This is a genomic window from Streptomyces sp. NPDC091287 (assembly GCF_044768525.1).
GTDB lineage: Bacteria > Actinomycetota > Actinomycetes > Streptomycetales > Streptomycetaceae > Streptomyces.
Genome location: NZ_JBIVUV010000004.1, coordinates 197,150 through 219,018, shown reverse-complemented (window position 1 = coordinate 219,018; position 21,869 = coordinate 197,150). Strand labels below are relative to the sequence as shown.

The window sequence follows — 21,869 nt, the reverse complement described above, 5'->3', positions numbered from 1 at the left end:
AGACCGATGACCGCGCGCCGTCCGTCGGGCGTCCTGGTTGTACCGCCAGTGATGCTCACGCAGAGTTCCTCGACCTAGGCCCGTGGTTACCGCACTGAACCTACCCCTCCGGATATCGACGCCAAGCATCGTTCTTTGTTGCCCCCGTCACATGCAATCGTCACTAAATGCCCGTTGTCATATGCGAATTGTCGGCGTGTGGGTCATACGCGGAACACGTCGAGGAACGAACTCCACCAGCCCTTCTGCTTCTTGGCCGGCTCCGAGGCGTGACGGGGCGTCACCGAGGGCGCGGAGGGCGTGTTCCGGAACGGGTCGGGCAGCTGGGCGGAGGTCGCGGCCGGGGGCTGCGCCCCGGTGCCCGCGCGCCGCGCGGCCGTCGGGGTGAACCGTACGGGCAGTGCGACCAGGGCCCGGTGGAACGGGCCCGGCCGCCAGGCCACACCCGAGGCGGGTACGGCCAGCGCGAGGTCCGGGACGGTGTTGAGGATCTTCTCGATCGCGGTCAGCGCGATCAGCGTCGCGGGCGACTTGGCCGGGCACACGTGCGGGCCCGCCCCCCAGGCCAGGTGGGCGCCCTTGCTCAGGGTCTGGCGGGCGTCGGTGAGCCCCGGGTCGCTGTTCGCGGCGGCGAAGCTGATCAGTACGGGGGTCTCCGCCTTGAGCACGACCCCGTCCAGCTCGATGTCCCGCACCGGGTAGTGCGTCGCGTAGTTGGCGATCGGCGGGTTGTTCCACAGGACGTCGTCCAGCGCGTCCTCGACGAGCATCCCCGAACCGCGCCGCTCGGGCGTGCCCGGCTGGTCGCCCGCGAGCATCAGCAGCAGCGCGTTGCCGATCAGATTGCGCTCCGGCTCCACGCCCGCGCCCATCAGCATCACCAGCTGGTCCTTCAACTCCTCGTCCCGCAGCCCCGCCGGGTGCTGGATCAGCCAGGAGGTGATGTCCTCGCCGGGCTGGCGGCGCTTGATCGCGACCAGCTCCATCAGGCACTCGGTCAGCTCGGCGTTGGCGCGGAGCACGTCCTCGCCGTCGAAGATGGCGGACATCGAGCGGGTCAGCCGGTCGCCGATGTCGCCGGGGCAGCCGAAGAGCTGGTTGAACAGCAGCAGCGGCAGGAGCTTGGCGTACTCGTTGAGCAGATCGGCGGATCCGCGCTCGATGAACTGGTCGATCAGGTAGTCGGCGATCCGCTCGACGTCCCGGCTCAGCCTGGAGCTGTTCAGCCGGGACAGCGACTCGGTGACCGCCTTGCGCAGCCGCAGGTGCTCCGCCCCGTCGGTGAACAGGCAGTTGGGCCGGTACACCATCATCGGCAGGACGGGGCTGTCCATGGGGATGGCGCCCTCGCGCAGCGCGGCCCAGCGCCGCGAGTCCCGGGCGAACAGCGCCGGGTTCTGGAGCACCCGCAGCGCCGCCTCGTGCTGCACGATCAGCGTGGCCTCCACCCCGGGGGCCAGCTCGATGGGCGCGGCGGGGCCGTGCGTCCGGGACGCGTCGTAGAAGCGGTGCGGATCGGCGGCGAACTCCGGTCCGTACAGCGACGTCTGCTGCTGGTGCATGGGGCACCCGGCGGGCGCGCTGTACGGGGTGGCTCCCGGCTGCGGGTCCATGTCGGCTTCCTCGGTGTGATCGCGGGGCCCGGTCGGCCCCGGCTCGGGATACGTCTGGGGGTGGGTCAGGCCGCGTGCGCGAGAAGGTGGCGGACCAGGGTGATCAGGGCCTGCGCGGAGGAGTTCTGGTCCCGGGCGTCGCAGAAGACGACCGGGGTGTCCGGCAGCAGGTCGAGCGCCTCGCGCAGTTCGTTCTCGGCGTGCTGTGAGTACGGGTCGAAGCTGTTGACGGCGACCGCGTACTCCAGCCCGTACGTCTCGACCAGGTCGATGACGGGGAACGTGTCGGCGAGACGCGCCGGGTCGACGAGGAGCAGCGCGCCCAGTGAGCCGCGCGCCATGTCCTCCCACAGCTCCACGAACCGCTGCTGGCCCGGCGTGCCGAACAGGTACAGCACCAGCTCGTCGCTGAGCGTGAGGCGCCCGAAGTCCAGGGCGACCGTCGTCGTCTTCTTGTCGGGGGCGCCGCGCAGATCGTCGACCTGGGCCGCGGCCTGGGTCATCCGCTCCTCGGTGCGCAGCGGGGTGATCTCGGACAGTGTGCCGATCAGCGTCGTCTTGCCCACGGCGAAGTGCCCGACGACGAGGATCTTCGCCGCGCGCTGCACCGCGTCCGGCACATAGATGCTCTCAGCCGAACCGGACTTGGAGTCCATGCAACACCTCTTCGAGGATCTTCCTGTCAACGAGCTGGGCAGGCGGCGGCGCCTTCCGGCGCAGCAGGTGTCCCTGCTGGTTTAAATCCTGGAGCAGGAGACGGGCCACCCCGACCGGCAGACCGAGGTGGCCGGCGACCTCGGCCACCGACAGATAGCCGCCGGAGCACAGCTCCCAGATCGCCTTGACCTCGGGGCTCGGGCTCGGCGGCGGCTGGCGGTCGGGTGCGAGGGTGACCAGGGTGACCAGGGAGAGGTCCTCCGCGTCGGGCAGCCCGCGCCCGCCGGTGATGACATAGGACCGGACGAACCCGCTGCTGACCTGCTGCTCCTCGCCCGGCGCCGTCATATTTCGCTGCCCGCGTTCTGGCGGGGCGGCGTGGTCATCGCCTTCCCCAGTGCGGTGACCTGCTGCTGCATCCGGAAGGACATCGCCTCCATGTCCACGTCGGCGGCGGCGGTGGCGGCCAGGTAGGCGCCGGTGCCGGCGGCGATCAGGAAGATCCAGCCGTCCTCGTACTCCAGGAGCGTCTGCCGCCAGCGGCCCGGCTCACGGGTTCCGATGAAGGGGGCGACGGCCCGGCTGAGGGACTGCATGGAGCTCATCGCCGCGGCGACGGTCTCCGCGTCGTCCCGGCCGATCTCGCTGGAGTTGGCGAGCAGCAGGCCGTCGGCGGACACCAGGATCGCGTGCCGGGCGCCGGGCACCTGGAGCAGGTCGTTGAGCACCCAGGACAGATCGGGGTTCACTGGAACTCGGGTCCTTCCGTCGTCGTCGTGTCGCGTCCCGACCGGGTGCCGCGCTGGAACGCGCCCAGTCGGGAGGCGGTCTCCTCGTTGCTGCGCACGGGCTCCGGTTCCGCCGATGGCACCGCGGAGACCGGGCTCTTACGACGACGCTTCGGCAGCCCCCCGGGGGTGGTGGTGATCTGGGCCAGCGGCTGGGTGGCGGTGTCGGGCTGCTGCGGGGCGGGCGGGAAGAGCGGGGTGGGCGCCGGAGCCGGGGCCTGCCACTGGTCGGCCTGCCGCGTCTGCGGTGCGTGGGGCAGGGCCGCTTCGGGCGCTTCGACGGGCGCGGCGGCGGGCGGCGCCTCGGTGGTGAGCAGTTCGTCGGGGATGAGGACCACCGCGCGTACGCCTCCATAGGGGGAAACGGAGTCCACCGAGACCCGGAAGCCGTAGCGGGCGGCGAGCATCCCGGAGACGGCGAACCCGAACTGCGGCGGGATGCCCAGGCTGGAGACGCTGATCGCGGCCTGGGGGGAGAGGAGTGCCGCCGCGCGGTCCTTCTCCTCCTGGCCCATGCCGAGGCCGGCGTCGTCGACGATGAGGCAGACACCCGTCGGGACGGCCTGGATGTTGATCTCGACCGGGGTGCCGGGGGCGGAGTAGTTCGTGGCGTTGGCGAGCAGCTCGGCGAGGACCACGGCGACGGGTTCGACGGCGCGGCTGACGACGGAGAAGTTCACCTGGCCGTTGACCCGGACCCGGTCGAAGTGCCGGATACGGCCCTGGGCGCTGCGGGCCACGTCGAAGACGGAGGCCACGGTCTCGCGCCGGCCGAGCCAGCCGCCGCAGAGCACGGCGATGCCCTGGGCGCGTCGGCCGAACTGGCTGTTGGCGTGGTCCATGGCCATCAGGTCGGCGAGGATCCCGGGGTCGTCGCCGTACTTGCGCTGGGCCTTCTCGATCACGACCTGCTGTTCGTCCGCGAGGCCCTGGAGGGTGCGGACGGCGGCCTTGAGGACGGCCTTGGTCTCCTCCTCGGCGTCCTTGCGGACCTCAGCCAGCTCGGTGGACTGACGCTGGAGCAGACCGTTGTGGACGACGTGGAGTTCGTCCCGTTGGTGCAGGAGCGCGTCGCGCTCCTGGCGCAGCTCGGCATGGTGTCTGCGGAGCTTGACGTTGGTCGCGCGAGCCCGCAGAACGGCACCCACGGCGACCAGTGCTACGACAACCAGCGCCCAGATGACGGGGCCCTGTGGAAATGTCATGAGACTCACTTCAAGTGCCATGGCGGAAACGGCTTGACACCCCGTCAGGCGGCACGCAGCCAGGGCTCGTTCGCCACGACCGTGCGCCGCTTCGGGAGGTGCCCCTCCGAAGGTGGGGCCGAGGATTTCATCCCTCCCGGAATGCCCCCATACGCCATCAGCCCACTGGAAGTAAGATGATCTTATCACCGGCCGCACGGTGAAATGTCAAGGCCGCCACGCCAGTTGCCAGTCGACTCACAACGTTCACATTGCGGAGACATGGAGGACGGCAACCGGTCGCCGTTCGCCGGAGGTTGGGCGACGGGCCGGGGCCTCGGCCCGTCTACGGGATCCGGTGCGCCGTCGATGGTCCGGTGGAGTCCCGGATCTCCAGTGACCAGGCGTGGCGGCGGACGGTGTCGGGGGCCGCGCGGCCCGCGAGGATGTCGCAGAGCAGCTCGGCGCAGGCGCGCCCGTACGCGGCGGGGCGCAGGTCGACCGCGGTGACGGGCGGTGCGGCGCCCCGGGTCGCGGTGCCGTCGACGCAGGACGCGACGAGCAGACGGGCGCCCGGGGGCCCGGCGGTCGCCCCGGCCCCGCCGGGCCTGCCGCCCCCTTCGCTTCCGCCGCTCTCCTCGCTCCCTTCGCTTCCACCGCTCGCCCCGACCTTCCGGCCGAGGGCCGCCGCCGCGCGCAGGACGCCGGGGGCGGAGCCGTCGGGGGCGCAGATCACGGCGTCCACGGCGGGGTCGGCGGCGAGCAGCGCGCGGGTGGCCGCCTCCGCCTCGGCCGGGGTCGCGGCGAAGGGCACGGTGCGCAGGGTCACCGCCACCCCGTGGGCCCGCCCCCAGGAACCGGCCGTCGTGCGCAGGGCGGTCGCCCAGGCCGAGGAGCCGGACGGGGCGAGGAGCGCCGGGCGGTGGGCGCCGCGCTCGGTGACATGGTCGAGGAGGACGGTCAGCGAGGCGGCGTTGTCGCAGACCACGGCGCCGCTGGGGCCGGTGGCCGGGCCGAGGTAGCGCTCGCCGGTCACCACCGGGACGCCCGCGTCGAGCAGCCCCGGGACCGCGCTGTCGCCGGCCTCGGGGTCGATCACCAACAGGCCGTCGACGCGTGAGGCGATCCGCCCGCCCGCCGCCCCCGAGGGGGCGAGCAGCACCATGTCGAGCCCGTCCTCCTGGGCCCGCTCGACCGCCCCGAAGGCGAGGTTCATGTAGTAGTCCAGCCGGGTCGCGGTCGCCGGCAGATGCAGCCCGACGGCTCCGGTGCTGGCGCGGCGCAGCCGCCGGGCGGCGCTGTTGGGGCGGTAGCCGAGCTCCGCCGCGACCGCGCGGACGCGGTCCCGGGTGGCTTCCGCGACCCGTCCCGAGCCCTGGAGCGCGTCGGAGACGGTGCTCTTGGAGACCCCGGCGGCGCGGGCGACATCGAGCAGGGTCACGGTCCGGGAGGTCACGGGGGTGAAGTCTAAGGGCTCTCCCGGAGAGGCGGGCGAAGGGTTGCCGGAACGTTCCGGCAGAGTTAGATTCCTGTCAGTGCCGGAACGTTCCGGCACGCACTTCCCGCCCCCGCGTCCGCCCCGTCGGTCCCTCCCTCCCCGAGAACCGGCGGCCCCTCCCTCCCCAGGAACCCGCCATGCGTCTGATCACCGCGTACAACCCGCCCGCTTCCCCGACCCGGACCCGCCCCGCCGAGCGCGCGCCCCTGCGCGTGGCGGCGGTTCAGCAGCGCTGGCACCGGGACCCCGCCGAGCACCGGGCCGCCCTGCTGGAAGGCGTCCGGCTCGCCGCGGCCGAGGGCGCCCGCGTGGTCTGCCTCCAGGAGCTGACGCTGTCGCCGTACTTCGCCGTCGTGCGCCGGGCCGACCACCCCGAGCCCGCCGGAGCGGAGGAGCTGCTGACCGGCCCCACCTTCACGTTCGCGGCCGAGGCCGCCCGCGAGCACGGCGTGTACGTGCACGCCTCGCTGTACGAGAAGGCCCCGGCGCCCGGCGGCGAGGACGACGGCCTCGGCTACAACACCGCGATCCTCGTCGCCCCCGACGGCACCCTCGCCCAGCGCACCCGTAAGACCCATATCCCGGTCACCGAGGGGTACTACGAGGACGACTGGTTCCGCCCCGGCCCGGCGGGCGCCGACGCCTTCCCGCTGGTCACGGTCGACGAGGCCCGCTTCGGCCTGCCGACCTGCTGGGACCAGTGGTTCCCGGAGCTGGCGCGCGCCTACTCGCTCGCCGGGGCCGACGTCCTCGTCTACCCGACCGCCATCGGCTCCGAGCCGGGCTTCCCCGGCTTCGACTCCCAGCCGCTCTGGCAGAAGGTGATCACCGGGAACGCCATCGCCAACGCCACCTTCATGATCGTGCCGAACCGCGTCGGCGCGGAGAACGGCCTCACCTTCTACGGCAGTTCCTTCATCGTGGACCCGTACGGCCGTGTCCTGGCCCAGGCCCCGCGCGACGAGCCCGCCGTGCTGGTCGCCGATCTCGATCTCGACGCCCGCCGCGACTGGCTGGAGCTGTTCCCGTTCCTGAGCACCCGCCGCCCGGACGCCTACGGTCCGCTCACCGTGACCGGCTGACTCACGGGGTGACCGGCGCCCCCGACGGCAGCCGTGCGCACCGGCGGCAGGCACGGGCCGAGCCGGCGACGACCGCGTGGGAGGCGGCGGCCAGCGCGCAGGCCGCCGCCGTCAGGGGCCGGTTCTCAGCGAGGAGCGAGGCGGTGGCGAGGGCCAGGGTGGCCACGGCCATGGACACGCTGGCGGTGGTGCCCGTCCAGGCGACCGTGAGGGGCAGCCGGTGCGGGACGGGGAGCCGGCGGGCCAGGGCGCCGGTGGCGGCCAGGGTCGCGGCGGCGAGGAGGACCGCCGCCCCCGCGACGGTGGCCAGATGGGTCGCGAGCAGCTGCGCGGCGTGCGGCACGGCCGCGTCCCGCGGGGCCCCGGTGTTCCGCACCAGGAACCAGCACGCCAGCAGGAACGGCGCGCTGAGGGCGACCGCGCGGGCGGTGTGCCGGGCCTGGGCGATGGTCAGTTCGTGCTGGAAGCTCGCGGCCAGCTCCCGCGCCGAGCCGAACTCCACAATCGCCCGGTGGACCGCTCGCTCGTACGGCTCGCCCGCGCGTGTGTACGCCGCCACGGTCTCGGTGAGCCCGTCCCGGGCCTCCTCGACCAGGCGGGACTTACGGCGGGCGGGGCCGTGCAGGAGGGCGGCCAGCTCGGCGACGTGCTTCGCCACGAGGTCGTCCGCGCCGCCACCGGGCGCGGGGCCGGCGGTCATGCGCCCGGTCCGTGCGGCAGCGGGTGCGGTGCGACGGGGTTGAGGACCGCGCCGATCACGGCGGTGAAGTCCTGCCACGCCGTGCGCTCGTCCGCCAGGAAGCGTGCCCCCGCCTCCGTCAACGCGTAACAGCGGCGCTTGCGCCCGCCCTCCGCCTCCCAGCTGCTGCGCAGCAGGCCCAGCCGCTCCAGCCGGTTCAGCGCCGGGTAGATGGTGCCGGTCCGCAGTTCGAGCGCACCGCCGCTGCGCTGCTGGACCGCCGTGATGATCGCGTATCCGTGCAGCGGGGCCGGTTCGAGAACCGCCAGGAGGAGACCGTCCAGATGTCCGCGTACCGCATCCTGCCTCATGCGTAGGCAGGCTACACATGAGAGGGCCGGAGAGCCAGCGCCCCGGGCGGAGCGGTGATGTCCGCGGCGAATGCGTAGGCAGGCTACCTATCGAGGGCGGGATCGTGCTATTCCTGGTGCGGCGGCCATGCGTTGGTAGCCAACCTATGGGTCGGGCCTGACACGGCCGTGCGATCCATAGCCATCGCCGGCCATGGCCATTGCCGTGGCCATGCACCCTTGGAGGGGCCCGTGACCAAGCTGCTGCTCTCGCTGCACGTTCTGGCGTCGATCCTGGCGGTCGGGCCGGTCACGGTCGCGGCCTCGATGTTTCCCCGCTACGCCAAGCCACCCGCCCCCGGCAGCGAGGGTCCGCACGACCACGACACCCGCACGGCGGCCTTCCTGCACAAGATCTGCCGGGGGTACGCGGTCGTCGGCATCGCCGTACCCGTCCTCGGCCTCGCCACCGGTGCGCAGATGGGGGTGCTGGGCGATGCCTGGCTGCTCGCGTCGATCGTGCTGACGGCGATCGCCGCCGCCCTGCTGATGGCGATGGTCCTGCCCGGGCAGCGCGAACTGCTCATGGACGCGCCGGTGGCCGAGCAGCGGTCGGCGGCGGCGCGGCTCGCCATGACCACCGGGATATTCAATCTGCTCTGGGCGACGGTCGTGGTGCTGATGATCGTCCGCCCGGGATCGACGACGGGGGCCTGACCACCGGTCAGGCCCCCTGCCGTCCGGGTCGCGCGTCAACCCGCCTGCGTGTAGCGGCTGGTGGGGCGGGGCAGGCCCAAGTGGCCGCGCAGGGTGGTGGAGGTGTACTCCGTACGGAACACCCCGCGCCGCTGGAGCTCCGGGACCAGGCCCCGGGTGATCGCCGTGAGGTCGTGCGGCAGGACGGCCGGGCGAAGCCGGAAGCCGTCCAGTCCGGTGGAGTGCCGGTCGATCAGCAGGTCGGCCAGTTCGGCGGGCGTGCCGGTGAAGATCTCGGCGTCGGAGGCGAGTTCGGCACCGGCCACCTTGTCCAGCCGGGCCTTGCGGCGGGCCGCCGCGCCCGGTTCCTCGTCCAGGAGGACGATCAGGTCCGCGAAGGTCCGCAGCGGGCGGTCGTTCAGGTCCCGGCCGGTGCGCTCCACCGCCTCCGCGACCTGGGCGAGGATCGCCGCCGTGCCCGCCCGGTCGTGCGGGGTGACGGCGACGACGTCGGAGCTGAGCGCGGCGAACTCGTACGGCGTGGTCGCGTGCGCGAGGCTGACCACCGGCGGCTGGCCCTGGGGGGTGCGCGGGGTGATCGACGGGCCCTTCACGCTGAAGTGCGTGCCCTGGAAGTCGATGTGGTGGACCTTGTCGCGGTCGATGAAGCGGCCCGTCGCCGCGTCCCGTATCTCCGCGTCGTCCTCCCAGCTGTCCCAGAGCTGTCGTGCCGCCTCGACCACCTCGGCCCCCTCCGCGAAGAGGGCGCGCAGCGGCCGGGAGATCCGCTCCGAGTCGGTCACGTCGTCCTCGGTGAGCTGCGGTGTGGTGCGGCGGCCGAAGTGGGCGGCGTCGGCCGCGCGGGACGCGATCTGCGGCCGCCAGCCGGCCCGGCCCCGGCTCGCGTGGTCGAGGGTGGCGATGCCGATGGCGAGGTGGAACGGTTCGGTGTGGGTGACGTTGGTGGTCGGCACCAGGCCGATGTGCGTGGTGAGCGGGGCGAGATGAGCGGCGAGCAGCACCGCGTCGATGCTGCCCCTGACCTGGTCCGTGCGGTCGTCGGGGAGGTGGAAGGCGGCGGACTGGAGGCCGAGGGCGTCCTCGAAGGTGACGAAGTCCAGCAGACCGCGTTCGGCCTCGGTGACCAGGTCGGCCCAGTAGGCGGCGTCGAGCAGCTCGCCGGGCCGCGCGCCCTCCTCGCGCCAGGCCGCCGGGTGCCAGCCCGCCCCGTCGAGCGCGACGGCCAGATGGAGGGGGGCGTCGGCGTCGGGGGCGTCCTTCGTGCCGGTCATGCGGAGGTCTCCTTGTCGTCGCGCCCGGTGCGCGGGGGCTGCCCGGGGCCGCCCCATCCGGCCGGGCGGGGTGCGTCGGACAGGCCCAGGTGGTCCCGGAGCGTGGTGCCGGTGTAGTCGTCGCGGTGGACGCCCTTCTCCTGGAGGATCGGCACCACCCGGTCCACGAAGTCGTCCAGGCCACCCGGGGTGAGGTGGGGCACGAGGACGAAACCGTCGGCGCCCCCGGTCTGGACGTAGTCGTCGATGGCGTCGGCGACCGTCCGCGGGCTGCCGACGAACGTCTGGCGTCCGCCGACCTCGATGACCAGCTCCCGGATGGAGAGGTTCCGCTCCGCCGCGAGCTTGCGCCACTGCCGGGCCGTCTCCGCCCGGCCCTTGCGGAAGACGGAGTGCCCCTTGAGGAAGTGGGCGTCGTCCTCGGGCTCGATGTCGGGGAGCGGCCCGTCGGGGTCGTACGCGGACAGGTCGCGGCCCCAGACCGCCTCCAGGTGGGCGATCGCCGTCTGGGGGCTGACCAGTTCGCGGCTGATCTCCTCCGCGTAGGCGGCGGCCTCCTCGTCGGTGTCGGCGACGACCGCGTTGGCGGTGGGGAGGATCAGCAGGTCCTCGGGGCTCCGGCCGTACGCGGCGAGGCGTCGTTTCACGTCCCGGTAGAAGTCCCGGGCCACGTCGACGCGGTTGTGCTTGCTGAAGATGACCTCCGCGTCGGAGGCGGCGAACTCCCGGCCCGCGTCGGACTCGCCCGACTGGATGATCACCGGGTGGCCCTGCGGCCCGGACGGGGTGGTGAACCGGCCGGAGATGTCGAAGTGCTGCCCCCGATGGGCGAAGCGGCCGGCCCCGGGGGCGATGAACTCGCCCGCCGCCGCGTCGGCCTTCAGATCGCCGCCCGACCAGCTGTCCCACAACTCCCTTGCCGTGGCCAGGAATTCGGCGGCCCGTTTGTAGCGGTCGGCCTCGGGGAGGAAGCCGCCCCGGCGGAAGTTCTCGCCGGTGAACGCGTCGTAGCTGGTGACGACGTTCCAGGCGGCCCGCCCTCCGCTGAGCCGGTCCAGGGTGGCGAACCGGCGCGCCGCCTCGTACGGCTCGTTGAAGGTGGCGTTGACCGTGGCGGCGAGGCCCAGGTGCGTGGTGACGGCGGCCAGGGCGCTCAGCACGGTGAGGTTCTCCGGGCGTCCCGCGATGTCCAGGTCGTAGACCTGCCCCTTGTGCTCGCGCAGCCGCAGCCCTTCGGCGAGGAAGAAGAAGTCGAACTTGCCGCGTTCGACGGTCTGCGCGAGCCGGATGAAGGAGTCGATGGATATCTGGCTCCCGGAGCGCGGGTCCGACCAGACGGTCACATTGTGGATGCCGGGCAGCTGCGCTGCGAGATGCACCTGTTTCTTGGCGGTGGCGGGCACGGTGCGGTCTCCTCCTGCGAAGTCCTGCGAAGTCCTGTGAGGTCCGGCGAAGTCCGGCCGGCGGGGGCCTGTGGTGAGGTGTGGTGGGTGGGGGGGGTGGCGGTGCGACGTTCAGAGCCTGCCTGTGCTCGATGGCCCCTGCACAGGTCAACCGGCCCCGTTTCACGAGGTGTTCATGCCGTTGCGACAGTCGTGGCGGCTTCGGTGGTCTCGGGGGACGGGGCGGCGGCGGGTGTGGTGGACGGGGGCGGCGAGACGTACCGCACCCGGTTCTCGAAGGCGACCCCGTGGCTCTTCACGTCGATGGCGATGCGGTCGCCGTCGGCGATCCGGAACCCGTCGTGGAAGCTGGCCTCGTCGGCGCCCAGCAGCACGTAGTTGACCAGTCCGGGCCGCCGCACCGCCGGGAAGGTGAACAGGTGGTCCGCCATGTCCTGCACCCGGTAGTACAGGGCGTCGTCGCCGCAGTCGAACGGGCCCTCCCAGGCCGTCGCGCCGTCCCGCACGATCGTGACCCGGCCGGTCACCGTGCGCGGCGGCGGGCCGAGGAACAGCCACGGGGCGAGGGCGGTGTCGCACAGCTTGCAGTACGGGTTGTAGCCCGGGTCCTGGCGGTGCAGGCCGATGTCGCACAGGTCGTTGCCGAAGGTGTAGCCGGCGTAGTGCGGTGTGCCGTCCGCGTCGTTGACGTAGATGAGGGCGACCTCCGGTTCCTCGATGAGGGCGACCGGCGCTGCGGGCACGTTCAGGTCCTCGCCGGGCAGCTTCACCCAGTCGCCGAACCCCTTGAAGAACCACTTGGGCGGGGTGAACTCGCCGTCCTCCGGGGCGGTTTCGCCGCCCCACTTCTTCTTGTGCGTGCCCATGAAGCCGCTCAGCAGGGCGTTGCCCGCGCCCCCCGGCAGCAGCGGCGGCAGCAGCCGCAGCTCCGGGGCCCCGGCCGTGACGACGACACTCGTCGCCCCCTCGGTGAGGGCTGCCCGCAGGGCCTCCGGAGAGCCGTCGGTGGCGATGAAGGCGGCGGCGACCCGGCCGTCCTCCACTCGGTACAGGGTGTGCGGGGCGCCGTCCTCGGGGCGGCCGAAGCCGACGTGGCGCTCGCCGTTGTAGAGGGCCTCGAAGAGGACGGGGAGGTGGGAGTGGGGCATCGGTCTTCTCCTTCAGTACGTGGAGGGGGCGGGCAGTACGTGGATGGGGCGGGTGACATCAGGCGTTCGGGGCGAGGGCGGGGACCGGTGCGCCCGCGAGGTCGGCCAGCACCTCGCCGATCCGGTCGACCGATCCCCGTATCCACGGCAGGGCGAGCGGATCCGCCGCCCCCGCCGCTTCCAGTGCCGCCGTCCGCTGCTCGGCGGTGTCGCCGTAGAAGTGGCTGGTCGCCGCGCGGATCCGCAGGGGGCGGCGGGCCTCCCCGAACGCGGTCGCGGGCAGCACGCCGACTCCGTACCGCTCCGAGAGCAGTGCGGCCAGTCCGTCGCCGCCGTGCACCCCGTGGGCCTCGGCCAGGTGCTCCCGCAGGGGCTCGAAGTCCGGGTAGAGGTAGCAGGTCGCGGCCACGGGGGCGAGCTCCGCGCCCACGGCGGTGAAGCGGGCGGCGACCGCGCGCGCCACCGCCCCGTGCAGCCGCCGGCTCGCCGCGACCCGCTCGACGACCTCCGGCGGTTCCCCGAAGGCGTACGCGGCCGCCGTCTGCACCGGTGCGGGCGGGCTCGACCAGATCTGGCTGGCGACCGCCACGAGCCGGGTGTGCAGGGCGCGCCCCAGCTCGCTGTCGGGCAGCCGGGCGACGCCCGTACGCCAGCCGCCGAGCGCCAGGTTCTTGGTGAGCCCGGTGGTGACGACGGTCCGTTCGGGTGCGTGCAGGGCCGGGGAGACGGCCGGCTCGGAGCCGTCGTACACGAGGTCGCCGTAGATCTCGTCGGAGACGACGACCAGGTCCAGTTCGCGGGCTGCCTCCGCCAACCGCCGTACGGTGGCGGCCGATGCGACCGTGCCGGTCGGGTTGTCCGGCACGGTCACGACGACGGCCCGGGGGTGCTGCCCGGCGGACCGCGCGTCGGCGACCGCCTCGCGCAGCCGGTCCGGGTCGGGCACCCCGCCCTGCCCCGGCAGGATCGGTACGGGGATGGGGCGGGCCCCGACCAGCCGGGCCTGGGCGGCGTAACTCACCCAGCTCGGCACCGGCACGATCACATCCCCGCCGATGGCCAGCAGCAGGGCGAACAGCAACGACTTGCTGCCCGGACCCGCCACGACCAGCCCCGGGTCGATGCCCAGACCGCGCCGCTGCCAGTAACCGGCGACGGCGGTGCGCAGGGCGGGGCTTCCGGCCACGGAGCCGTACGCGTTCTCGTCGGCCGCCGCCGCGAGCCGGTCGCGGAGCGCGGGGAGCACGGGCAGGCCGATCTCCCCGCTCGCCATCGACAGGACCCGCTCCCCGGCCCGGCGGCGTCGGGCCAGGGCCTCGTCGGCGGCGAGGGTCGCCGACATGGTGACCGGTGCGGAGACCGGTGGGACCGGGGTGCGTTCGGGCATGACACAGCTCCAGTGCTCGGTGGGTGGTCGGTGGGTGAAGGGGTGGGCCGGCGGGGTCAGGCGGGGGTGGTGTCCGTGGCGTACCGCTCGCGCAGCTCGGCCTTGCGGACCTTGCCGGTCAGGGTCTTGGGGAGGGCGGGGAGGAGCTCCACCCGGTCCGGCAGGAAGCGGGCGTCGTGGCCCGCCCGGGTGACCCGGGCCCGGATCTCCTCCAGCGTGGGGCCCCGGCCGCCGCGCGGGACCACGACGGCGACGATCACGTTGCCGTGGCCCTGCCCGCCGGCCCCTTCCAGACCGACCAGGGCGGCTTCCTCCGCCCGGGGGTGGCTGCCGATCACCGCCTCCAGCTCCGTCATCGGCGCGACCCGTCCGTCCCGCACGACCGCGTCCCGGGCCCGGCCGATGATGCGGATGCCGCCCCGGCCGTCGTCCCGGGCGAGGTCGCCGGTGTCGAACCAGCCGTCCTCGTCCAGCTCGGCCGCGAACGCCTCGGGACGCCGGTGGTACCCGAGCGCGAGGGACGCGCCGCGCACCTTGAGCCGGCCCACCGCACCCGTGGCATCGGCACTCCCGTACGCCTCCGACGTCTCGATCCGGGTCTCCATGGCGTCGATCGCGCTGCCGTTGCTCCGCGCCGCCCAGCCCTCGGGGTCCTCGGGGCGGGTGGTCGTCACGGGGCCGTTCTCCGACATGCCCCACAGCGAGTGGGCGCGCGCGCCGAGCGTCTCGTGGACCTCGTCGGCCAGCTCCTCCAGGACCGGGGCCGAGCCGATCACCACATGCCGCAGCGTGCTGGTGTCGCGCCGCTCGGCCCGCTGGGACGCGGCCACATCGGCGAGGGTGGCGGGCGGCCCGTACAGCAGGGTCGCCCCGTACCGCTCCACCAGGTCCAGCAGCGCCTCGTTGCGGCGGACGTCCTGGAAAGCGACCGTGCCGCCCAGCATGACCCCGGCCAGCACGCCCTGCGCGAAGCCCGAGTAGTGGACGAGCGGCGTGGAGACCGCCGCCACCCAGCCGCCGCCGTCACCATCGGCGTCGCCGTCACCATCGGCGTGACCACCGGCGTGACCACCGGCGTGACCACCGGCGTGACCACCGGCGTCACCATCGGCGTCACCATCGGCGTGACCACCGGCGTCGCCGTCACCGGCCCCGGTGTCGCCGCTTTTGGTGTCCTCGCCCGCTCCGAACGCGTCGACGTACCCGCGTACGGCCGAGTGGACCGTGTTCTGGCTGTGCACCACGCCCTTGGACAGACCGGTGGTGCCGGAGGTGAACAGCACCACGAACGGGTCGTCCGGGCCGAGCGCCAGACCGTCCAGCCGGGCGGCGGCGCCTTCCCGCTCCTCCCGTTCCTCCGCCACGAAGTGGTCGTGGAAGGGGCGCGCACCCTCGGGCGGCGGGCCGTCCACCACCAACACATGTTCCAGTGTGGGGAGTTCGGCCCGCAGGCGGGTCGCGATCTCCGCCAGCGGGGTGCCCGACCACGCGGGGAGGGTGATGCACACCCTGGCCTCGGTGAGCCCGAGGCGGTGGCGCAGCTCTTCCTCCGTGCAGATGGGCGAGATCGGGATGATGACCGCGCCGACCCGGATGGAGGCGAAGATCAGCGGCACCATCTCCCACCGGTTGGGGAGCTGCACGGCGACGAAGTCGCCCTGCCGGACGCCCAGTTCGAGGAGGGACAGCGCGAAGCGGTCGGTCAGCCGGTTCAGTTCGGCGTAGTCGAGGGTGTCGGTACGGGACTCCGCCACGCGCCGGCCCGCTATGGCCGGGCGGCGCGGGTGCTCGCGCGCCTGGCGGTGCAGGTCGTCCAGGAAGGTCGTGTCGCGCCACCAGCCCCGGCGGCGGTACTCGGCGGCGCGCTCGGCGGAAACGGTCGTGCCTCCGGAAGCCGTTCGCTCCCCGAGAGCGGTGGCCGCCGTGCTCATCAGCGCTCCTTCCGGCGGGCCGCGAGCAGCTCGGGCAGCGGGTCGCCCGCCCGTGCGGCCGCGATCTCCAGCAGGTCCCGGGTGTTCCGCCGGACCCGGTCGCCGACCCAGTCGAAGACCCACGCCTTGCGCGCCTGGGCCGCCAGGTCGAACGGGACGACCCGGGTGACGGCCAGGGCCGCCGAGGCCGCGCCGCCGATGTTGGCGATCACGCCCGGGACCAGCCCGGCCCCCGAGGCGGCCACCTTCTCCTTGGCCGCCGCGCTGGAGGCGAGGTTGGCGCCCTCGACCACCAGGCCGGCCCGCAGCCGGTGGGCGTTCTCGGCGTTGATCGCGTACTTCTGCGCGGCGAGGATCAGGATGTCGGCGTCCACGTCGAGCCAGGCGTCCGGCTCCCCGGAGAGCTTCACGTCCTGCGGCAGGCGGGTGCGGTCGACGGCCCCGAACTGATCGGTGATGGCGACCAGTTCGGCGACCGGCAGCCGGTCCGCGCTGATCGTGCCCCGAACGTCCGCGATGCCCACGACGAGGTGGCCCCGGTCCTCCAGGAACCGTGCCACCGCCCGGCCCACCGCGCCGAACCCCTGCACCACGACTCTGGCGGGCCCGGTGCGGCCGCTCGCCGCCAGGGCGGTGATCGCGGCGACCCCGACCCCGTGGCCGGTGGCGTCGATCAGGGGCTCGTAGTACGTACGCCAGTCGATCGGCATGTCCCGGGCCCCGAGCCGGTAGCGGGGGTCGTACTTCGCCTCCTCGAAGAAGACGGCCCGGTCGGCGGGGGTGACGCCCATGTCGATGCCGAGGTGGATGCCGCCGTGCAGGAGGGGCTTGACCGTGCGGCCGAAGGTGCGGAAGGTCTCCTCGCGGACCGCGCCCCGGGAGTTCGTGGCGTCGGCGACGATCCCCGCCTTGGCGCCGCCGATACGCAGCCCCGCCAGGGTGAACTTCTCGGTCATGTCCCGGGCCAGGCCGGCGACCTCCTCCTCGGTCACCCCGGTGGTCATCCGGGTGCCGCCCATCGCCAGGCCGTCGACGAGGGTGTCGATCACCACCCATCCCTTGATGGCGCCGCCGCTGCCGTTGAGGTGCACGGTGAGGGCGGGGTCCTGCGGTTCTTCCACTGCTGCGCTCATGGCGAAGTCCTTGTTCGGTGCGAAGGGGTGCGGTGCGAAGGGGTGTGGTACGAGAGGGTCGTTGGCGGGCACGGTGGACGGCCCGGTCACTGGTAGAGCTGCGCGAAGCCCCGCAGGATCTCCAGGCCGTCCCTGCGGAACTCCAGATGGGCCTGGGCTCCGTGGATCCGGCCGTCGTCCGAACGCAGGAACTCCACGGGCGCGTGCTCCGAGCGGCCGATCGAGCGGTAGCCCGCCGGGGCCTCCTGGAGGTAGAGGGTGTGCCGGTGGAAGACGGTGACCGTGGGCTTCACATAGCTGAAGAGGGGCTCCTCCGTGTCCACCCGCGCCTCGTGGCCGCCGACCCGCTGCGGCCCTTCCACGAGCCGGCCGCCCGCCGCGACGGCGAGGATCTGCATCCCGCCGCAGATGCCGAGGACCGGCACGTCCGCCGTGGTGACCAGATCGATCAGGGGCTGGTAGAACGCGCTGTCGTACGCGCGCACCTTGGTGCCGCTCAGCACGATCGCCTGGTAGCGGCCGTTGACCCGGGCGGGTACGGACGAGGCGTCGACGGTGTCCGTGTCCGATCCCAACTCCTCGAAACGGGAACGGAGTTGCTTGAGGGACAGGGTTCCGTTGTTGACGACCAGCACGCGTGATCCGCTCATGCGCCCGCTCCTGCCGTGGTGGCACGCTCATGGGTGATCAGCGTGCCGGTGGAGCCGTCCAGCAGCTCGGTGACGGCTGCGCTGCCGATGACGACGCGTTCGACGCCGCGCTCCAGGGCCTCGCCCGCGGCGCGCAGCTTCTTGCGCATGCCGCCCTTGGCTCCCCGGTCGCGGAAGGCGGCCGCGTCCTCGGCGCTGATCCGGCGCACCGGCTCGCCGTCGATGAGCAGATGGCCGACGTCGGTGACCAGGACCAGGTCCGGTGCGCCGGTGGCCCCGGCGATGGCGGCGGCGGCCCGGTCGGCGTCGGTGTTGACCTCCTGGCCCGCCGCGTTCCGGGCGAGCGGGGTGACGAGGTGGACGTGGCCCGGCCGGAGGTTCCTCAGCGGGGCCGGGTCGACGCCGGTGATCGGGCCGACGAGGTTCTCCAGCTCGACGAGCTGCTTCTCCCGCCACCACCAGCGCTCGCCCGGGCCCGCGCCGACCAGCCCGTCGCTGCCGAGCAGCCGCTCGGCGGTGATGCCACGGCTCGCCAGCCGGGCGAGGACGTCCTCGGCCAGCACGGCGCTGACGGTCTTGATGTCGTCGATGACCTCGGGGGTGGTCCACCGGCTCTGGTTGCCGTACCGGTCGCGCAGGATCGCCGACGGTTCGCTGTGGCGGGCGTCGAGCTTCTTCAGCGGCTTGGACCAGCCGTGGACGAGGATCAGCGGGCGGTCCCGGCCGAGCCGGGCCAGGTCGTCCCACCAGGTGCCGGCGAGGTCGTCCAGGCAGCTGCCGCCGAGCTTCACCACCGTGGGGGTGGCACGGTCCGCGCTCATGCCGGCATCACCGGCTGCTGTGTCAGCCCCGTCTCCTCCGGCAGGCCGAACCGCAGGTTCGTCGCCTGGACGGCCTGGCCCGCCGCTCCCTTGACGAGGTTGTCGAGCGCGGCGAGCACGACGATCCGGCCGCCCTCCTCGTCGAGCAGGACCGTCACGTCCGCGTAGTTGGAGCCGAGGACGACCTGCGGGTCGGGCACCGGGATCAGCGTCTCGTCGTGCCGCCGCACCCGGACGAAGGGGCGCCCCTTGTAGAAGCGGAGGTAGGCCCGGTTCAGCTCGCGCTGCTCCACCTTCTCGTCGGTGAACACATACGAACTGGTCAGCAGCCCGCGTACGTTGGGGACGCCGTAGGCCGACATCGACAGGTTCCCGATGGTGCCGGGCTTGCTCCGCTCCAGGAAGTCGCCGACCTCGGCGGCGTGCCGGTGCCCGGTCGGGGAGTACGGGGCGATCGCCCCGGCCCGGAACGGGTGCAGGTCGGAGGTGCGCAGCTGGATGCCGCCGCCGCTGGACCCGCTCTTGCCGTCCACCACGACCGTCTTCAGGTCGAGCCCGAGGCCGAGGGTGAGCGGGGCCAGGCCCAGGGTGATCGCGGTGGCGTAGCAGCCGGGCAGCGAGATCAGCGGGGCGTCCTTCAGCTGGTCGCCGACCAGCTCCGGTACGCCGTAGACGAAGCGGTCCGCCAGGTCGGTGCGCCGCTGGACCTTCGGGTACCAGCGGTCGTGGAGTTCCGGCGTACGGATGCGGAACGCGCCGCTGAGGTCGACGATGGCCGGGACGCGGTCGGCGAGCAGCGCGGACAGCTCGGCCGAGACCGGGGCCGGAGTGGCGAGGAAGAGGACGTCGACCTGGTCGACGACGTCCTCGGTGACCGGCTGCACGGTCAGCCCGTGGCCGAGCCGGAGGCCCGGGTGGAGCTCGGAGGGGCGGCGGCCGATGGTGGAGGAGCCGCCGAGGAAGGTCAGCTCCAGGTCGGGGTGCTGGGTGATGAGGCGGATGAGTTCGCCGCCGGCGAGCCCGGAGGCCCCGACGACTCCTGCGCGGATCATGCGAGTAGCTCCTGCAAGTAACGGCCGATGGCCGAGGGGATGTCCGCTCCGGTGGCCGAGGCCACGGCCCGGAAGCCGGGGGCGTGGTTGACCTCGTTGACGACGTGACCGTCGGGGGTGGCGAAGAGGTCGACCCCGTAGATCCCGGGTCCGAGCACATCGACGACACCGTCGACGATCTTGAGGACGTCGGGGTCGTGGGCGATCGCGCGGTTCTTGTTGCCGAGGGCCGCGTTGTTGCGCCAGTCGCTGCCGCCGCTCTCGAACTCGGCGGCCCCGATCAGCTCCCGTCCGACGACCAGGCACCGCACGGAGCTGCCGCCGAGGTACGGCTCCACCACACTGGCCTGCTCGAAGGCGTGGGCCAGGTCCTCGATGTAGTCGTACACGGAGTGGGCGGTGTCGGCGTGCCGGATCAGCGTGACCCGTTTGCCCATCCCGCCGAAGACGGGCTTGAGGACGAGGGGGAGGGGGAGGTCGGCGAGCGCCTTGTCGAAGTCCTTTCGGGAGAGGACGAGCCGGTGGTCGGGGACGGGTACGCCCGCCGTGTGGAGCAGGGCGCGCAGGGCTGCCTTGTTCTCGCAGGCGTGGATGGCCCGGGCGGTGTTCAGGGTGGGGACGCCGGCGGCCTCGGCGAGGGTGGCGATCAGCCCGCCCCGGGTATAGCTGCGGCTGCGGACGAGGAGGGTGTCGTACCCCTTGATCGACGGGGCGTCCGGGTGGCCCAGGGAGAGGGACTCGTCGTTGACCCAGTCGATCCGGAGGCCGAAGGCCGGGCCCGCCTCGATGAGCAGGCGTTCCTCCCAGGCGATCCGGTCCGCGACGAGGGCGACGGGGCGGTCGGCGCCCATGTCACTGGCCCCAGTCGCGCAGCTGCACCTCGACCATCTCCAGCGTCAGCCGGCCGTCCTCGACGGCCTCGACGCGGAGGGTCAGGATGCACTCGGGGCAGGAGAGCGTCTCGCCCGGGGTGACCGGGGGAACGGTCAGATCGGTCTCGCACTCGGGGCATACGCCGGTCAGGGTGGCGGTGGGCATCGTGAACTCCGTATACGGGTGGGGTGGGTTACGTGGGTCCGGGGTGAGTTGCGCGGGTGTGGGCCGGACAGTGCGGGTGCGGGCCGGACTACGCGGGTGTGGGCCGGACCGCGCGGGTGTGGGCCGGACAGCGCGGGTGCGGCCGGATTACGCGGATATAGGCCGGATTGCGCGGATACAGGCCGGACTACGCGGGTACGGGCCGGAAGTCGACGGCGGCCTTGCGGATCGTGTCCCGGTCCAGCAGCGGGCGGCCGTCCCGCTCCTGCCGCTCGGCCAGCCACGCGGTGAAGGCATCGACGTCGACGTCCAGTCCCGAGTCGGTCAGGGCCCAGCGGACCAGGGCGGTGGTGAGCCGGGTCCGAACACGCAACTCGCGCCTGTTGCCGACGAGTTCGGCGGGCAGCGTCTCGTACGCGTGCGGGTGGCTCAGCTGGCCCGGCAGCTCGTACGCGAAGGCGTGCGGGGTGGTCGGCCCGGACTGGAAGGCGTCCCCGAGGCCGGCGCCCCGCAGGGCGATCCGGGACAGCTCGGTGAGATGGGTGAGGTCGAAGCGGGTGTCGCCGTGGATGACGCGCAGCGAGGTGAGCAGCTCGGCCAGCGGGGCGTTGCCGCCGCGCTCACCGATGCCGCCGACGGTCGCGGAGATCCACTGGGCGCCTGCCCGCACGGCGGCCAGGGAGTTGGCGACGGCCATGCCCAGCATGTTGTGCGAGTGGATCTCGATCTCGGAGCCGTCGATCGCGGTGAGGTCCGCGATGACCTTCTCCATCTGCCAGGGCGAGAGGTGGGCCACGGTCTCCGCGAGCCGGAACCGGTCCGCCCCCGCCGCGAACCCGGCTTCCACATAGGGGACGAGCCGCTCCCGGGGTGTACGGGCCCCGTCCTCACCGCTGAACGTGACGTGGAAGCCCCGCTCCTTGGCTTGCTGGATCGCCGAGCGGGCCAGCGCCTGGAGGAATTTGGGGCTCGCCGAGTCGAGCTTCAGCTGTGCGTGCTGTTCGGAGGTGGGGATGGAGTACATGATGTGGCGCACGCCCAGGCGCTCGGCCTCGTCCAGCGCGCGGGCGACCTGCCGCCGGTCGCGTACGACGACGAGCGTCATGCTGCGCTCGGGGGTGACCGTCTCGTGGGTGGCGAGGACGAGCTCGGCGTCCTTGGAGTCCGGGCCGGAGACCATGCCCACCTCGACGAGCTCGACGCCCGTCCGCACCAGCAGATCCGCGATGGCGGCGGCGTCCGCGGGGCCGAACTCCACCCCCGCCATGTGCGCGGAATCCCGCAGCGTCGCATCCGATATACGGGGCGGCCTCTCCTGTTTTTCCGGTCCTTCTGCTGCCATTTACTTTGCTCCGCTTTCCGTGAAAGGGATGGGCAATCAGGGCTGCATTCGCTGACTCGTATCCTTCGGCGCCTGGCCGAAAAGAGCAATGTCTGTGGTGTCAGAGCTGTGTTGCGGAGTGTCAA

Annotated in this window: 22 protein-coding genes; 2 read left to right on the top strand and 20 right to left on the bottom strand. The window is 72.8% G+C overall.

Annotation, left to right across the window (positions count from 1 at the left end; all coding sequences use genetic code 11):
- Nucleotides 1-203: 203 nt before the first annotated feature.
- From ACIQRW_RS07630 to ACIQRW_RS07605, 6 genes are all read right to left on the bottom strand, one after another.
- Nucleotides 204-1,613, bottom strand: a complete 1,410-nt coding sequence (locus tag ACIQRW_RS07630; protein ID WP_403755860.1) for a cytochrome P450 — start codon at nucleotides 1,611-1,613, stop codon at nucleotides 204-206.
- Between the two features lie 65 nt (nucleotides 1,614-1,678).
- The gene (locus tag ACIQRW_RS07625; protein ID WP_018960846.1) at nucleotides 1,679-2,269 is read right to left on the bottom strand and encodes an ATP/GTP-binding protein; all 591 of its coding nucleotides are present in this window, start codon (nucleotides 2,267-2,269) and stop codon (nucleotides 1,679-1,681) included.
- Complete coding sequence (locus ACIQRW_RS07620) at nucleotides 2,244-2,618, bottom strand: DUF742 domain-containing protein (RefSeq protein WP_398612626.1); 375 nt, start codon at nucleotides 2,616-2,618, stop codon at nucleotides 2,244-2,246. Before ACIQRW_RS07620 ends, ACIQRW_RS07625 begins: the two co-directional genes overlap by 26 nt.
- Nucleotides 2,615-3,019, bottom strand: a complete 405-nt coding sequence (locus ACIQRW_RS07615; protein WP_381748230.1) for a roadblock/LC7 domain-containing protein — start codon at nucleotides 3,017-3,019, stop codon at nucleotides 2,615-2,617. Before ACIQRW_RS07615 ends, ACIQRW_RS07620 begins: the two co-directional genes overlap by 4 nt.
- The gene (locus ACIQRW_RS07610; RefSeq protein WP_403755857.1) at nucleotides 3,016-4,263 is read right to left on the bottom strand and encodes an ATP-binding protein; all 1,248 of its coding nucleotides are present in this window, start codon (nucleotides 4,261-4,263) and stop codon (nucleotides 3,016-3,018) included. Before ACIQRW_RS07610 ends, ACIQRW_RS07615 begins: the two co-directional genes overlap by 4 nt.
- 325 nt (nucleotides 4,264-4,588) lie before the next feature.
- Nucleotides 4,589-5,698, bottom strand: a complete 1,110-nt coding sequence (locus ACIQRW_RS07605) for a LacI family DNA-binding transcriptional regulator (protein ID WP_403755854.1) — start codon at nucleotides 5,696-5,698, stop codon at nucleotides 4,589-4,591.
- Nucleotides 5,699-5,877: 179 nt separating this feature from the next.
- On the opposite strand from ACIQRW_RS07605, the gene ACIQRW_RS07600 reads away from it, so the two are divergent.
- Entirely contained in the window at nucleotides 5,878-6,822 is a 945-nt protein-coding gene (locus ACIQRW_RS07600; RefSeq protein ID WP_403755851.1) for a carbon-nitrogen hydrolase, read from the top strand.
- Between the two features lies 1 nt (nucleotide 6,823).
- Here ACIQRW_RS07600 and ACIQRW_RS07595 read toward each other — a convergent pair whose 3' ends face one another.
- Nucleotides 6,824-7,522, bottom strand: coding sequence for a permease prefix domain 1-containing protein (locus ACIQRW_RS07595; protein WP_403755848.1), 699 nt, complete (start codon nucleotides 7,520-7,522; stop codon nucleotides 6,824-6,826).
- Nucleotides 7,519-7,872, bottom strand: a complete 354-nt coding sequence (locus ACIQRW_RS07590) for a PadR family transcriptional regulator (RefSeq protein ID WP_403755845.1) — start codon at nucleotides 7,870-7,872, stop codon at nucleotides 7,519-7,521. Before ACIQRW_RS07590 ends, ACIQRW_RS07595 begins: the two co-directional genes overlap by 4 nt.
- A 231-nt stretch (nucleotides 7,873-8,103) precedes the next feature.
- On the opposite strand from ACIQRW_RS07590, the gene ACIQRW_RS07585 reads away from it, so the two are divergent.
- Nucleotides 8,104-8,568, top strand: a complete 465-nt coding sequence (locus ACIQRW_RS07585) for a hypothetical protein (protein WP_403755842.1) — start codon at nucleotides 8,104-8,106, stop codon at nucleotides 8,566-8,568.
- Nucleotides 8,569-8,603: 35 nt separating this feature from the next.
- Here ACIQRW_RS07585 and ACIQRW_RS07580 read toward each other — a convergent pair whose 3' ends face one another.
- The 12 genes from ACIQRW_RS07580 to ACIQRW_RS07525 form a co-directional block, all read right to left on the bottom strand.
- A complete protein-coding gene (locus tag ACIQRW_RS07580) occupies nucleotides 8,604-9,839 on the bottom strand; it encodes an LLM class flavin-dependent oxidoreductase (RefSeq protein WP_403755839.1) in 1,236 nt (411 codons plus the stop codon).
- On the bottom strand, nucleotides 9,836-11,242 hold the full coding sequence (locus ACIQRW_RS07575) for an NtaA/DmoA family FMN-dependent monooxygenase (protein WP_403755836.1): 1,407 nt from the start codon (nucleotides 11,240-11,242) through the stop codon (nucleotides 9,836-9,838). Before ACIQRW_RS07575 ends, ACIQRW_RS07580 begins: the two co-directional genes overlap by 4 nt.
- A 173-nt stretch (nucleotides 11,243-11,415) precedes the next feature.
- A complete protein-coding gene (locus tag ACIQRW_RS07570; protein ID WP_403755833.1) occupies nucleotides 11,416-12,390 on the bottom strand; it encodes a fumarylacetoacetate (FAA) hydrolase in 975 nt (324 codons plus the stop codon).
- Nucleotides 12,391-12,448: 58 nt separating this feature from the next.
- Nucleotides 12,449-13,777 carry a pyridoxal phosphate-dependent aminotransferase gene (locus ACIQRW_RS07565; protein WP_403755830.1) on the bottom strand — a complete coding sequence of 443 codons (1,329 nt, stop codon included), beginning with the start codon at nucleotides 13,775-13,777 and terminating at the stop codon, nucleotides 12,449-12,451.
- 56 nt (nucleotides 13,778-13,833) lie between these two features.
- Nucleotides 13,834-15,708, bottom strand: a complete 1,875-nt coding sequence (locus tag ACIQRW_RS07560; RefSeq protein WP_403755827.1) for an AMP-binding protein — start codon at nucleotides 15,706-15,708, stop codon at nucleotides 13,834-13,836.
- Nucleotides 15,708-16,841 (bottom strand): Glu/Leu/Phe/Val dehydrogenase dimerization domain-containing protein, encoded by a 1,134-nt coding sequence (locus ACIQRW_RS07555; protein WP_403755824.1) that lies wholly within the window; start codon nucleotides 16,839-16,841, stop codon nucleotides 15,708-15,710. Before ACIQRW_RS07555 ends, ACIQRW_RS07560 begins: the two co-directional genes overlap by 1 nt.
- 86 nt (nucleotides 16,842-16,927) lie before the next feature.
- Complete coding sequence (locus ACIQRW_RS07550) at nucleotides 16,928-17,491, bottom strand: type 1 glutamine amidotransferase (RefSeq protein WP_403755821.1); 564 nt, start codon at nucleotides 17,489-17,491, stop codon at nucleotides 16,928-16,930.
- Nucleotides 17,488-18,312: an acetylglutamate kinase gene (locus ACIQRW_RS07545; RefSeq protein WP_403755818.1), complete on the bottom strand. Its 825-nt coding sequence runs from the start codon at nucleotides 18,310-18,312 to the stop codon at nucleotides 17,488-17,490. Before ACIQRW_RS07545 ends, ACIQRW_RS07550 begins: the two co-directional genes overlap by 4 nt.
- On the bottom strand, nucleotides 18,309-19,364 hold the full coding sequence (argC, locus tag ACIQRW_RS07540) for an N-acetyl-gamma-glutamyl-phosphate reductase (protein WP_403755815.1): 1,056 nt from the start codon (nucleotides 19,362-19,364) through the stop codon (nucleotides 18,309-18,311). Before argC ends, ACIQRW_RS07545 begins: the two co-directional genes overlap by 4 nt.
- Nucleotides 19,361-20,215: a RimK family alpha-L-glutamate ligase gene (locus tag ACIQRW_RS07535; protein WP_403755812.1), complete on the bottom strand. Its 855-nt coding sequence runs from the start codon at nucleotides 20,213-20,215 to the stop codon at nucleotides 19,361-19,363. Before ACIQRW_RS07535 ends, argC begins: the two co-directional genes overlap by 4 nt.
- 1 nt (nucleotide 20,216) lies before the next feature.
- Nucleotides 20,217-20,402: a lysine biosynthesis protein LysW gene (locus ACIQRW_RS07530; RefSeq protein ID WP_403755809.1), complete on the bottom strand. Its 186-nt coding sequence runs from the start codon at nucleotides 20,400-20,402 to the stop codon at nucleotides 20,217-20,219.
- 187 nt (nucleotides 20,403-20,589) lie between these two features.
- Nucleotides 20,590-21,744 (bottom strand): isopropylmalate synthase, encoded by a 1,155-nt coding sequence (locus ACIQRW_RS07525; protein WP_403755806.1) that lies wholly within the window; start codon nucleotides 21,742-21,744, stop codon nucleotides 20,590-20,592.
- Nucleotides 21,745-21,869 lie beyond the last annotated feature (125 nt).